Origin of the sequence: Chryseobacterium sp. 22543 (assembly GCF_052044565.1) — a bacterium.
GTDB lineage: Bacteria > Bacteroidota > Bacteroidia > Flavobacteriales > Weeksellaceae > Chryseobacterium.
Genome location: NZ_JBQENH010000004.1, coordinates 382,950 through 396,481, shown reverse-complemented (window position 1 = coordinate 396,481; position 13,532 = coordinate 382,950). Strand labels below are relative to the sequence as shown.

Genomic DNA, 13,532 nt, shown 5'->3' with positions numbered 1-13,532 from the left:
ATTTATTATAAATGAAATCTATTACAATTCAAGGTACAAAAAGAGAAAACGTGGGCAAAAAGTCTACAAAAGCTTTACGTGATGCTGAATTAGTTCCTTGTGTTGTTTATGGAGGTGAAGCTCCTTTAAACTTCTCTGCTGAAGAGAAAGCTTTTAAAGGATTAGTATACACTCCTGAAGCACACACGGTATCTATTGAGGTTGACGGAAAAACAATTCCAGCTGTTCTTCAGGACATTCAGTTTCACCCAATTACTGACAAAATTCTTCACGTAGACTTCTACCAACTATCTGACGATAAGCCAGTAGTTATGGAGGTTCCTGTAAGAATTACTGGACGTTCAAAAGGTGTTGTAGCTGGTGGTGTTTTACGTCAGTCTTTCAGAAAACTAAAAGTAAAAGCTATCCCTGCTAACCTACCTGACGAAATCGTTGTAGATGTTACCCCATTAAGAATTGGTAACAAACTTTACATCGGTGGTATCAAAACAGAAGGATATTCTTTCATGCACCCAGACAATGCAGTAGTAGTTGCTGTTAAGATGTCTAGAAATGCAATGAAAGGAGGTGCAGCAGCAATGGATGATGAAGATGAAGAAGAAGTTGCAACTGAAGAAGGGGCAGCTCAAGCAGAAGAAACTGCAGCAGAATAAGAATTGCTTATTTAAACAATATAGACCCGTCATTTTTTTGACGGGTTTTTTTGTGTGCAGTGTCAAAAGAAATAAGAGGATTACAAATGACCTTAGTTCATCGTTTTATCAGCTTTCTTCACTGTATACTATCGAATATTTCTATCAACTGACAACTATCAGCTCTCGGCCTCATGCTTCCTTTCGGAAAAAAAGCCGTAAATTTGAAGTGTTCTAAATAAGGACGTCTTAATTTAAAAAATAAATAAATGTTTGACATTCAGGAAATAAGAAGCCAGTTTTCTATATTGGACAGAGAAGTGAATGGTAAACCATTGGTTTACCTGGATAATGCAGCTACATCTCAAAAGCCAAATTCGGTTTTGGAAGTCTGTCACGCATATTATACAGAACTTAATGCCAATGTTCACAGAGGAATTCATACCCTAAGCCAGCTGGCAACGGAAGAAATGGAACTTTCAAGAAGAAAGATTCAGAAATTCATCAATGCTGAACATGATTTTGAAGTGATTTTTACAAAAGGAACAACAGAAGGGTTGAACCTCATCGCTTATATTTTGACACAGAAACTGCAGAAAGATGATGAAATTATTATTTCTTATCTGGAGCATCATTCTAATATTGTTCCATGGCAGATGCTTTGTGAAAGAACCGGAGCAAAACTTCGTGTAATTCCAATTGATGAAAACGGAATTCTTCAGATGGATCACTTTGACCAGTTTTTAAGTGAAAAAACAAAGGTTGTTTCTGTAAACCAGGTTTCCAATGCATTGGGAATTGTGAACCCTATTGAAGAAATTATTGCAAAGACAAGAAAGAATACAGACGCTTATGTTGTGATTGACGGTGCCCAGTCTGCTCCGCATTTCAATATTGACGTACAGAAGCTGGATTGTGATTTCTTTGTGTTTTCAGGTCATAAAATGTATGCTCCCATGGGAACGGGTATTTTGTATGGGAAACGTGAAATATTAGAAGCTTTGCCGCCATTCCATGGAGGAGGAGAGATGATTGCAACATGTTCTTTTGAAGGAACTACTTATGCGGGTCTTCCATTTAAATATGAAGCGGGAACACCTAATGTAGGTGGAAATATCGCTTTAGGAGCTGCTGTTGATTTTATGAACAGAATAGGTCATGCCAATATTCAGAATCATGAAAATGCTTTATTGGAATATGCCCAGAAACAGCTTTTGGAAATAGAAGGAATTAAAATCTATGGAGAAAAAGCAAAGAGAACCGGTGTTGTTTCCTTTAATCTTGAAGGGGTGGGGATAGCCTCTGATGTAGGAATGATCCTTGATAAAATGGGAATTGCTGTAAGAACAGGACATCATTGTACACAGCCAATCATGAATTTCTTTAATATTGCAGGAACGGTAAGAGCCAGTTTTGCGGTTTATAATACTTTCGAGGAAATTGATATTCTGGTAGAAGGAGTGAAGAAAGCACAACGAATGTTGAGCTAATTAATTCTTATCATATAAATTAAAAAGCAGCTGTTGAGCTGCTTTTTTTATTAGTCCATCGGAACACAGTAGCACCTGCCATCAATAATGACCTGATAATATCCAATGGCGCATTCAAGGCAGATTTCTCCTCCTGCCATAATGCTTTTCAATTTTTCTTTGTTTAGTTTTTTCATATGATATGATTTAAAGGTTAAATATAAAGGTATAAATAATAGATAAATATTCTGATTCTTTTTAAAATTTATGTAATGTATTGATTTTATATATAATTGAATTTTGTAAAATATAATTCGTTAATTTTATATAAACATCAAATATTTTATTATGAAAAAATTATTTATTCTATTTTTATCCATTTGTGGAATATGTAATGCTCAAGTCTATTCTGAAGACTTCAACGGTAATGCTTTGCCGGCCGGATGGACAGTAGAAAATCCGGATACGGCTTTTAATTGGAATGTAGGGGTACAAAATGGCTTCGCAGGCTTTCCCGATGGAGCAGCTTTTTTTGATGATGATGATGCAGGGCCAACCGGAATTAATACGAATGCCAGACTGATTTCTCCTGTAATTAACCTTACCGGAGTTGTAAACCCACAGCTGTCGTTTAATTATGCTAATAAAATTTATGATCTTGACTCAACGTTGAAAGTGGAAGCTTTCAATGGGGCATCCTGGGTCCAGGTTTTTACCTCTTCGGGTGATGCAGGTGTTTGGGATATTGATTTTAATACCTTATCCTATATACTGACGTCTTATGCTTCGGCGGCAAATATCGATTTAACACCCTATGTGAATGCGGCTTTTAAGTTAAGGTTTGTTTATGATGACGTCGGAGACTATTCTTTTGGTGTGGTGGTGGATAATTTAACTATAACAAACGGGACCGTTTTGGCAGCTTCGGAGGTTTCTCACTCAGATAATATAGAAATATATCCAAATCCGGTAGGGGATAATATTCATATTAAACTTGATTCCCGAAATAAAGTAGAAAAAGTTAGTGTTGTGGATATGTCTGGGAAACTTATAAAAACATTTGATAAAGAATCCGACACCTATGATCTATCAGATCTGCCTAAAGGTACTTATATTATCATGATTACAAATAATAATAACGAAGTTCTGAAGAAGAAGATTGTCAAAAAATAGCCTTAGAATCAAATAATAAACTTAATCATACAAAAAAAACCTTATAGAATATCCTATAAGGTTTTGTGTATTTTTAAAAGAAATAATCTTATAAATTCGGTTTCCAGTCAACGACTGCTCTGATGAATGCTTCAGCATTTTCAACAGGAACATTCGGTAGAATACCATGGCCTAAGTTGGCGATGTATCTGTCTTTTCCGAAACGGTTGATCATTTCATTCACCATTTTCTTGATCGTCTCAGGAGTGGAGTGAAGTCTTGCAGGATCAAAGTTACCCTGTAAAGTCATCGTGTGATTTGTCAGTGTTCTTGCAAATTCCGGTTTAATAGTCCAGTCTACACCAAGAGCAGAAGCTTTAGACATGGTCATCTCTTCCAATGCGAACCAACATCCTTTTCCAAATACAACCACATGGGTAAGCGGGCTTAATGCTTCAACAATCTGATTGATATACTGCCAGGAGAATTCCTGATAATCTGTAGGAGAAAGCATTCCTCCCCATGAATCAAAAACCTGTACCGCAGAAACTCCTTTTTCTACTTTTCTCTTTAAATAAGCAATCGTTGTATCTGTAATTTTTTGCAGTAATAAATGGGCAGCTTCAGGCTGTTGGAAGCAGAAAGATTTTGCAATATCAAATGCTTTACTTCCTTTTCCTTCTACACAATAACAAAGGATTGTCCATGGAGAACCTGCAAAACCGATCAATGGGATCTCATTGTCCAGTTTCTGTAAAGTAAGTTCAATAGCATCAAAAACGTATCCTAAAGTATCATTCACGTCCGGAGTTTCAATATTCTGAACCTGTTCCATTGTTCTGATTGGAGTATCCAGCCAAGGACCAACAGATTCTTTCATTTTGAAATCAATTCCCATTGCCTGTGGCACTACCAGGATATCAGAAAACAGAATCGCTGCATCCAAAGGAAATCTACGGATAGGCTGTAATGTAATCTCAGCTGCAAGTTCAGGGGTCTGACATCTTGTAAAGAAATCATACTGATCTCTCAAAGCAATGAATTCCGGCAGATATCTTCCAGCCTGCCTCATCATCCAGACAGGAGGTCTTTCAACGGTTTCTCCGCGAAGTGCTTTTAAATATAGGTCGTTTTTTATCATAATCTATTTTAAACTAATATTACCGGCAATATTTCGGTAACAAATATTCTAAATTCTACTTCTGATTTCTCTTCTTATCAGTTCAAAGATGGAAGTCAGGGTATTTTCTTCAGAAGTAAAAATTTCTTCCTGTGTATAATTTTTCAACTCACCGGAAGTGGTTTCACCAATCGAAAAAAGCTTCATGCCTTCCAGAGAATTTCGCCTTGCAAAACTACGAACTCCGCTCGGACTAAAAAATACTGCAGCATGATATTTTTCATTTATTAAAGGATGAGTTTCCTCAGTATTGTATATCGTAACTTTTTTGTACTTAATGTTTTGTAAAGGAAGTTCTTTGTCCAGTACATTTATGGCAAGATTGCCACAGAAATGAAGAAACTGCTCATGCTGGCATTTTCCGATAATAAATTTGGAAAGAGTATCTGCATTTTTCAAAACCTTAAATGTTCCGAAGCCGTGTTTCCTTAATTCCCTCTTCGTTTTTTCGCCAACACAATAGATCTTGTTGTAGTTTTTGGCTGTAAAATCCTCATTAGGCTTAAATCTGTTTTTAAAAAATGAAATGACTCCATTAACACTTGTAAAGATCAATGAGTAATTTTTCAGATCAAAAGGACTGATCATAATCGGTTTGGTCTTAATTACCTCAACACAGTCAGCCAAAATATCCTCTCCTAATTCTTTGGATATAATCGTCTGGTCTATATTTTTGGTAAATAAGATTTTCATGTCTGTAAAATTAAGAAGATGAAAAAGATGAGCTAAAAGGATTTATAATCTGAAATATCAGATCTGGCTTTTGATTTCTGCCATTAATTCTTTTCCTCCGTTTTCAAGAACAACTTTTGCAAACTTTTCTCCAAAATTTTCTGTTGGAGTATATATAAAGTTTTCATCCACAGCAATGCAGTTTTTCCCATCCAAAGAGCAAAGAGCAGCCTTGAATCGGATCTGATCCCCGATGATTTCAGCAAAAGCTCCGATAGGGGCAGTACAGCCACCCTCCAAAGTGCTTAAGAAGTTTCTTTCAATCTCTACGCAGATTTGGGTAGGGTTGTGGTTGATCTGACGTACAATCTCATTGATCTCATGCTTTTCGGTATGTCCTGCAACGGAAATTACACCTTGTGATGGAGCAGGAATCATTAATGGAAGCATTTCGTAATCAATTTCCATTTTCATTCTTTTGATTCCGGCTAAAGATAGAATAGTCGCATCAAAGTTCCCGTCTTCCAGCTTTTGAAGTCTGGTTTGAATATTTCCGCGGATATCCGAAAAATCAGTAGTCGGATAATTTCTAAGCCAGAAGGCTCTTCTTCTCAAACTGCTGGTTGCCAGTTTAAGCTCATGGAATTCTTTATTCCTTGCAGATTCTTTTCTGATCAGAATGTCCTGAGGAAAATCTCTTTCCAGGTAAGCAATCATCTCAATATTTTGAGGCAATTGGGTAGGAACGTCTTTTAATGAATGTACGGCAATATCAATTTCGTCATTCAATAAGGCAATATCAAGGTCTCTTGTGAAAACCCCGGTGATTCCTAAAGAATATAAAGGTTGATTGAGGTTCTTATCGCCAGAAGAAACGATAGGAACAATCTCCGTTAAATAATTGTTGTTCTGAAGGTGCCTTGCAACCTCTCTAGCCTGCCAAAGTGCAAGTGCGGAATTTCTCGTTCCGATTCTAATGCTTTTCATTGAATTCGTTGTTTGGTTGTTCAACTAATATTTCGTGCATTAATTTACTAATTTCTTCGGCTTTTAAAGGGTTGTCGATGATATATTTTGCAAAACGGTTGGTGATTTTCTGGATCATTTTGTCAGAAAGTTCCATGTCCGTGATGTTTATGTATTTATTTTTTTTATAAAAATTATGCATTTCATTGCGTTCCATGTTCTTTAAAACGGCTTTGAAATGGTGGATATTCGGTGCCAGTTTTCTCTTTTTCTCCCATTCAATAAAGTCTTTCATCAGTTCCTTGATGATTTTTTCAGCTTTCGGGATTTCTCTTTCACGCTGTTGAATCGTTTCCTGGATCTGTTTTGAAAGCTCATCCACGTCAATCAATGTTACATTCTCATTTTCGGTAACATTCTTTTCAACGTTATGCGGGATAGAAAGATCAATGACCAGTGTTTCTTTTCCGTTCGGGAAATGGGACTGGTTGACAATAGGATGTTTGGCTCCTGTTGCCACAATAAGAATATCGGTGTTTTTTAATTCCTTGTCAAAATCAGAATAATCAACATGAGGAATATTATATTTCTGGGAAATCTTTTCAGCTTTCTCCTGAGTTCTGTTGGCAATTTTAATTTTCGGCTGAAAGACATGCTTTACCAGATTTTCAACAGTGTTCTGTCCAATCTCACCTACTCCCAATAGAAGGATGTTTTTTTCTGCAATCCTTTTCTGGCTGTTTAAAATATAATGAACCGCCGCATAAGAAACAGAAGCTGCACCATTGGAAATACCGGTTTCATTTTTTATTCTTTTCGAAATCTGAATAGCTGCATTGATGGCTCTTTCAAGATAAGGATTAGAATTTTGCCTCTCTTTTTTGAAACGGCTGTATGCTTTTTTGATTTGACCAATAATTTCAAAATCTCCGATAATCTGACTTTCAAGACCGGCAGCAACTCTGAAAAGATGGATCAGAGCTTCTTCTTTGGTGAGAATATTGGCAAACTGAAGGAAATCCGTAAGATGTACTCCAATGGTTTTACAATACTCTTCAGCAACTAAAAGATAATTGGGAGACGTGGTATAAATTTCGGTCCTGTTACAGGTGGAAACTACAAATGCATCCCCAAGATCTTCCTGGTGGACCCTGGAAACAAAGTTTTTGATGTTTTCATCAAAGAATGCAAACTTTCCTCTCGTTTCTACGTCGGCTTTCTCGTAGCTTATAGAAAGCACGGCAAAATTTGACGTTCGATGAATGTTGGAATACTGTAACATAAGCAGTCGCAAATTTACGCTTTTTTTAATTAATCACTCTCAGATAGTGTATATGATAATTATCGTAAAAAACTATAAGATGGTAAAGATAAAAGAGGAGAATGGCAAAAAGAGAATTTGCTTCTGTTAGGGTGATTTTCTTTAAGTTTTATTATTGGTTATTTTCATTTGTTAATTTTTTTAAGAGACATATGGGATTTTAAATGTAATGCAGTGGTGCTTAGAAGTCCGTTTGCTTGTTGTGAGCCTGCCTTTTTACCCTTCGTTGATTTCGCTTTTTCACCCTTTTATTAACCCATTAATTTTAGTTTAACTCAAAGTCTGTAAACATCTAAACTGAAAGTTAATAAAGAATTGTAAATTTTAATAAAACTTTAACCAAATTAAGTTGGTGGGAAATTTCTTTAGTAGTCTTAAATTTATATCTTTGTAAACTTAAAATCAGAAGAAAAATATGAGTTTATTTGATATGTTTACGCAAGAAATTGCGATAGACCTGGGAACGGCTAATACCCTAATTATCCATAATAATAAAATTGTTATAGATCAACCGTCAATTGTTGCAATTGAACGTTCTACGGGTAAACCCATTGCTGTAGGGGAACAGGCTAAGCATATGCAAGGTAAAACTCACGAGGATATCAAGACAATCCGTCCTTTGAAGGATGGAGTTATCGCTGATTTTCACGCTTCTGAACACATGATCAAGGAATTTATCAAAAAAATTCCTGGAATCAAAGGTAAATTCATACAACCTGCATTACGAATTGTAATCTGTATCCCTTCTGGTATCACTGAAGTTGAAAAAAGAGCAGTAAGAGATTCTGCTCAGAAAGTAAACGCAAAAGAAGTAAGGCTGATCTATGAACCAATGGCAGCTGCAATTGGGGTGGGAATAGACGTGCAGAAACCTGAAGGAAACATGATCATCGATATAGGTGGAGGTACAACAGAAATTGCTGTAGTAGCTTTAGGAGGTATTGTATGTGATAAATCTGTGAAAATTGCAGGAGATGTATTTACCAATGATATTGCTTATTATCTGAGAACTCACCATAACCTTTATATCGGAGAAAGAACCGCTGAAAGAATTAAAATTGAAGTAGGTTCTGCAGTAGAAGATCTTGATGTAGACATCGAGGATATCCCGGTACAAGGAAGAGACCTTATTACAGGTAAACCTAAAGAAATTATGGTTGGATATAAAGAGATTGCACGTGCATTAGACAAATCGATTATCAGAATCGAAGATGCGGTAATGGAAACTCTTTCTCTTACACCACCGGAACTGGCAGCTGATATTTATAAAACAGGTATTTATCTTGCTGGCGGAGGAGCGTTATTAAGAGGTCTTGCGGACAGAATCCACAAAAAGACAGGTCTTCCTGTATTTGTTGCGGAAGATCCGTTGAGAGCTGTAGTTCGCGGAACAGGTATTGCCCTTAAGAATATGGATAAGTTCAATTTCTTAATTAAATAATTTTAACTTTTTACGACTTTATATCTGAATGGGATTTTTGCTGAGATTATTTTCGAAGAATACTCTTTTCGTCTTCTTTATATTTCTGCAAATTATTGCTCTGGTTTTGATATTCTCCAGAAATGCCATGCAGAAATCCTGGCTAGCGGGGCAGACTGCTGCATTCAATTCCTGGGTTTCCGGATATATTGATGAAGGAGTTTCTTATCTGAAACTGAAACAGATCAACGAAGATCTTGTGGTTCAGAATAAAGCCCTTATGACTGAACTCTACGGAAAAGACGGATCGAAAAATCCTGTTTTCAAAAGAGTTCACGATACCATTGGTGGTGGGCAGATCTATACTTTTGTTGATGGGGAAATTGTTTTCAACAGTATCAACAGAAGGAATAACTATTTTACAATCAACCGTGGCCGTAGAGATGGAGTCTTTCCTCAGATGGGAGTAATGGCGCCAAGAGGTATTGCGGGAATTGTAATTAATTCTACAGACAGCTATGCATTAGTTCAGTCGGTCTTAAGTGTCAACAAGATCAGAATTAATGCAGCACTCAAAAATTCAGGATATTTCGGTACTTTAACATGGAATGGTGATAATTCCAGAGTGATGCATCTTGCGGATATTCCAAAATATGTTGCATTAAAAGTAGGAGATACTGTTGTTACAGACGGTAAATCTGCAATCTTCCCTAAGGGAGTAACAATTGGTACTATTGCGGGATATTCTGTAGATAATAAAACCGGCTTCTGGGATATCTCCGTTGAGCTGAGTGAAAAAATGGGAGCGTTGAACAAAGTATATGTAGTGAAGAATCTTAAGAAAGCAGAAGTGCAGAAGATTCAGGACACTATGCAGGCTGTAATAAAAAAAGAAAATGATTAGCAGGACTTTATTTACTGATATATTGATCATGATTTTTCTTGTGGCATTACAGATATTTGTATTGAACAGGATTACGCTTTTCGGGAAGTATACTCCGGTATTATATCCCGTATTTGTCATGTTTTATCCTTTTTTCAGGAATAAATTTCAGTTTCTGGCACTGAGCTTTTTAATAGGACTGTCTATTGACGGCTTTCTTTATTCGTGGGGAATCAATGCATTTGCAACAACGCTGATTGCTTATTTCAGAACGTTGATCTTCAGGACTTCTACTGATACATCTACGGATTTTTTCTCTTTTCAGTCCCTTCAGTGGGCACAGTTTTTACTGTTTTTATTTTCCAGTATTTTCCTGCATCAGCTTTTGGTACAGTATATAGAATTCTTTAAGTTTAGCAGATTTTTCGAAATATTATTTAATGTGTTGGTAACTAGTGTAATTTCATTTATATTTATAGTCATCTACGCATTAATATTTAAAATCAAACAAAAAGTTTGAACACACGTTATTTTAAAATTTTTTCCATCCTCGTTGTTATCGCCCTTATTTTTGTGGCGAGGCTTGCCTATTTACAGTTATTTACGGACCGTTATGCATTGAATGCAGCGAATACCTCCATCAAAACCGAATATGTTATTCCACAGCGTGGAGTCATTTTTGACAGGAATGGTAAAATCATGGTGGGAAACCAGCCCGCTTATGAAGTTTCTTTTACACAGGCTTTAATGCGTCCGGATTTTGATACTCTCGGATTCTGTAATCTTATGAAGATCTCCAAGGGAGATTTTATCAAAAGAATTGATGTAATTAAAAAGGAAAAATATTATTCCAAACTGACTCCGATGACTTTTCTGAAGGATCTGAGCAGAGAGGATATAGCAAGAGTACAGGAAATTATTTTTAAATATCCTGCCTTCACTATTGTGCAAAGACCTCAGCGTCAATATGAAGTTTCCACTTCTGGTAACCTTCTGGGATATACCAGTGAAGTGAATGAACGTGAAATAAAAAAAGACTCTGCATACTATTTACCGGGAGATTTTATCGGGAAAACAGGAGTTGAAAAATCCTACGAAAAAGAACTTCGTGGAGTAAAAGGAGTGAAATATATCCAAAAAGATATCAGGCTCCGAAATATTGGGTCTTATAAAAACGGATCTTTGGACAAGGATGTAATTACAGGTAAAGATATTACGTTAACTATTGATTATGATCTTCAGAGAACCGCTGAAGAAATGCTTGTAAACAAACACGGTGCAATTGTAGCTATAGATCCTAATAATGGAGAAGTACTGGTAGCTGCTACCGGACCGGATATTGATCCTAATCTTTTCACAGGACCTTACAAATCTAAAAATTTATATGCTCTGTCAAAAGATACGCTTTACGAAAATAAGCCGACTTTTGACCGTTCTTTACAGGCAGGTTATCCTCCGGGATCAACGTTCAAATTGTTGACTGCTCTGGCTGCCATGCAGATGGGAGTAATGGATGAAAAGACTATTTTCCCTTGTGGTGGTGGTTTTTTCTATAAAGGAAAAAGAATTAAAGGCCATGGTGGAGCAGATCCGCTTATTCCTTCAATTCAGGTTTCCAGTAACTGTTTTTTTACCTATGCATTTATTGCAATCATCAAAAAATATCCGGGAAATCCTTCAAAAGGGGTTGATGAATGGAAAAAAATTATGAGCAGCTTTGGAGTAGGAGAATTTTTGAATAATGATTTTGCTGTGGGTGCAAAAGGAAGAATACCTTCAGGAGACTTTTATGAGAAAAGGTTTAAAGCCATCATGAAAGCAAGTGGTTCCAAGAGAACTGATTTTAAAAACTGGGACGAGATGTCAACCGGTGCAATCTATAATGGGATGGGGCAGGGTGATGTTTTGGTAACTCCTATTCAGTTAGCAAACTATGTAGCTGCTATTGCCAATAAGGGATGGTATTACACGCCTCATATTGTAAAAGGAATTGACGGAAAGTCAAATCCTGATCCAAGATTTAAGGTTAAGCATCAGACTTTAGTTGATCCAAAACATTTTGAACCTGTTTTAAAAGGTATGGAAGCTGTGGTTTTGAGAGGAACAGCAAGAGGGTTGAAATCCAATGACTTTACACAATTAGCCAAAACAGGTACAGCACAGGTTCCTCAGGGAAAGGATAATTCAATCTTTGTACTGATTGCTCCTGCTGATAAACCAAAAATTGTGGTGGTTGCAGTAATGGAGCATGCCGGATTCGGTGCTACATGGGCAGGACCGGCCTGTACGGTAATTGCTGAAAAATATATCACGGGTGATTTGAAAAGAGAAAATCTTTATAAAAAAATGATCACTTCGAGTTTCATGCCGGAATATAAGAGGCAGTGGATTGCAGATTTGAAACGTAAAGGCTTATACGTTGATCCTAAACCGGATTCAATCAAACAAAAAAAAATAAAAGACAGTCTGGAGCTGGTGAAACAACAAAAAGCCAAGCTGCAAAAGAAAATAGAAGAGGAAACTAAAAAGAATAACACTGCTAAAAAAACTGTCAAGCAATGAAATGGACTGAAGGAATAGATAAATTAGGTCTTGGGCTGTATTTCCTGCTTTGTGTTTTTGCCATTGCAAATATTTACAGTGTTGACCAGAAACTTGGGGAAAAGCAATTGGTCTTTTTCTGTATTTCTTTATTTGTAGGACTTATGATATTTTTCAGCAGAAGTAAGTTCTTTGAAAATATGGCAGGGATTATTTACATTGGCGGAGTCTTATTGCTTATCGGACTTTTTCCCTTTGGAAAAGAAATTCTGGGACAGAAGAACTGGTATAAATTCGGAAGTTTTACCATGCAGCCTGTAGAATTTGCGAAGATAGGGACGGCGCTCATGCTTGCCAACTATGTTTCCGGACCTGATTTTAATCTTAAAAACCGGAAGTCTTTATTGACTACCTTAGCTATTATTGGCGTTCCGGCGGTTGTTGTTCTTGCTATTCCGGATGTAGGCTCCATGCTTGTATTTATTGCATTTTTCATTGCCTTATACAGAGAAGGGCTGAGTGGTCTTTTGTTTGGAATAGGATTCCTTTTTGCCGGAGTTTTTCTGATTTCATTGGCTGTTCCTCCTATTTATGTTGCCATAGCTGTTCTGGTGATTGCCGGTATTCTGATAGCGATGAATTATCATAGAATGTCCTGGGATGTAATTTCTATTTCGGGAATTTCAGGATCTATTCTTTTACTGTGCGGACTGGCTTTCGCATCTCCTTATATTTTAGAAAAACTTCCTAAACACCAGAGAGAAAGAATTGATGTTCTTTATAAAGGTGAAAAGGCATTCAGAGATACTTCAGGATACAATTTATTATATTCCAAAACGGCTATCGGATCCGGTGGGCTTTGGGGGAAAGGATACCGTGAAGGATCAGTTACCCAGGGGAAATTTGTACCCGAGCAGGAAACGGATTATATCTTTTGTACAGTAGGAGAAGAATGGGGCTTTTTAGGAAGTGCGATTCTTATCTTATGCTACATGATCTATATTGGAAGGATATATTATCTTGCAGAAAGGCAGAAATCTACTTTTAACCGTGTCTTCGGATATTGTTTTGCCTCTATTCTTCTGATGCACTTTTCAATCAATTTAGGAATGGTTATGGGGCTTTTCCCTACGGTTGGGATTCCACTTCCGTATTTCAGTTATGGAGGAAGTTCTCTATTAGCATTCTCTATGATGACTTTTATTTTCTTTAAACTTAATTATTCGGATAAAAACAGCTTGGTGTAACGGTCTTTAAGATCAAAAAGCCAACGGCTAAAAGCTGAAATTTTTATTC

General features: G+C 36.7%; 13 protein-coding genes. 8 read left to right on the top strand and 5 right to left on the bottom strand.

Features of this window, described 5'->3' with window-relative positions; genetic code table 11:
- Window positions 1–11 precede the first annotated feature (11 nt).
- Both ACTJIP_RS16200 and ACTJIP_RS16195 read left to right on the top strand, forming a co-directional pair.
- Window positions 12–653 carry a 50S ribosomal protein L25/general stress protein Ctc gene (locus ACTJIP_RS16200; RefSeq protein ID WP_180564934.1) on the top strand — a complete coding sequence of 214 codons (642 nt, stop codon included), beginning with the start codon at window positions 12–14 and terminating at the stop codon, window positions 651–653.
- Window positions 654–901: 248 nt separating this feature from the next.
- On the top strand, window positions 902–2,122 hold the full coding sequence (locus ACTJIP_RS16195; RefSeq protein ID WP_180564935.1) for an aminotransferase class V-fold PLP-dependent enzyme: 1,221 nt from the start codon (window positions 902–904) through the stop codon (window positions 2,120–2,122).
- Window positions 2,123–2,172: 50 nt separating this feature from the next.
- On the opposite strand, the gene ACTJIP_RS16190 is transcribed toward ACTJIP_RS16195, so the two are convergent.
- Window positions 2,173–2,298 carry a GNAT family acetyltransferase gene (locus ACTJIP_RS16190; protein WP_077413382.1) on the bottom strand — a complete coding sequence of 42 codons (126 nt, stop codon included), beginning with the start codon at window positions 2,296–2,298 and terminating at the stop codon, window positions 2,173–2,175.
- A 151-nt stretch (window positions 2,299–2,449) separates the two neighbouring features.
- Between ACTJIP_RS16190 and ACTJIP_RS16185 the strand changes: the two genes are divergently transcribed.
- Window positions 2,450–3,274: a T9SS type A sorting domain-containing protein gene (locus ACTJIP_RS16185; protein WP_180564936.1), complete on the top strand. Its 825-nt coding sequence runs from the start codon at window positions 2,450–2,452 to the stop codon at window positions 3,272–3,274.
- A gap of 88 nt (window positions 3,275–3,362) precedes the next feature.
- Here ACTJIP_RS16185 and hemE read toward each other — a convergent pair whose 3' ends face one another.
- From hemE to hemA, 4 genes are read right to left on the bottom strand one after another with little or no spacing between them, the layout of a single operon-like run.
- Window positions 3,363–4,394, bottom strand: coding sequence for a uroporphyrinogen decarboxylase (gene hemE / locus ACTJIP_RS16180; RefSeq protein ID WP_077413384.1), 1,032 nt, complete (start codon window positions 4,392–4,394; stop codon window positions 3,363–3,365).
- A gap of 48 nt (window positions 4,395–4,442) precedes the next feature.
- Entirely contained in the window at window positions 4,443–5,126 is a 684-nt protein-coding gene (locus tag ACTJIP_RS16175) for a uroporphyrinogen-III synthase (RefSeq protein WP_180564937.1), read from the bottom strand.
- A gap of 57 nt (window positions 5,127–5,183) precedes the next feature.
- Window positions 5,184–6,092, bottom strand: a complete 909-nt coding sequence (hemC, locus tag ACTJIP_RS16170; protein ID WP_077413386.1) for a hydroxymethylbilane synthase — start codon at window positions 6,090–6,092, stop codon at window positions 5,184–5,186.
- Window positions 6,079–7,353 carry a glutamyl-tRNA reductase gene (gene hemA, locus ACTJIP_RS16165; RefSeq protein WP_047376233.1) on the bottom strand — a complete coding sequence of 425 codons (1,275 nt, stop codon included), beginning with the start codon at window positions 7,351–7,353 and terminating at the stop codon, window positions 6,079–6,081. Before hemA ends, hemC begins: the two co-directional genes overlap by 14 nt.
- 454 nt (window positions 7,354–7,807) lie before the next feature.
- On the opposite strand from hemA, the gene ACTJIP_RS16160 reads away from it, so the two are divergent.
- Genes ACTJIP_RS16160 through rodA form a run of 5 tightly spaced genes read left to right on the top strand, consistent with a single transcriptional unit; the run spans window position 7,808 to window position 13,483 of the window.
- On the top strand, window positions 7,808–8,833 hold the full coding sequence (locus tag ACTJIP_RS16160) for a rod shape-determining protein (RefSeq protein ID WP_045491741.1): 1,026 nt from the start codon (window positions 7,808–7,810) through the stop codon (window positions 8,831–8,833).
- Between the two features lie 28 nt (window positions 8,834–8,861).
- A complete protein-coding gene (gene mreC, locus ACTJIP_RS16155; protein WP_077413387.1) occupies window positions 8,862–9,716 on the top strand; it encodes a rod shape-determining protein MreC in 855 nt (284 codons plus the stop codon).
- Window positions 9,709–10,215 carry a hypothetical protein gene (locus ACTJIP_RS16150; protein WP_002982456.1) on the top strand — a complete coding sequence of 169 codons (507 nt, stop codon included), beginning with the start codon at window positions 9,709–9,711 and terminating at the stop codon, window positions 10,213–10,215. The genes mreC and ACTJIP_RS16150 overlap by 8 nt, the downstream gene beginning before the upstream one ends.
- Window positions 10,212–12,257: a penicillin-binding transpeptidase domain-containing protein gene (locus tag ACTJIP_RS16145; protein ID WP_077413388.1), complete on the top strand. Its 2,046-nt coding sequence runs from the start codon at window positions 10,212–10,214 to the stop codon at window positions 12,255–12,257. The genes ACTJIP_RS16150 and ACTJIP_RS16145 overlap by 4 nt, the downstream gene beginning before the upstream one ends.
- Window positions 12,254–13,483, top strand: coding sequence for a rod shape-determining protein RodA (rodA, locus tag ACTJIP_RS16140; protein ID WP_077413389.1), 1,230 nt, complete (start codon window positions 12,254–12,256; stop codon window positions 13,481–13,483). Before ACTJIP_RS16145 ends, rodA begins: the two co-directional genes overlap by 4 nt.
- Window positions 13,484–13,532 lie beyond the last annotated feature (49 nt).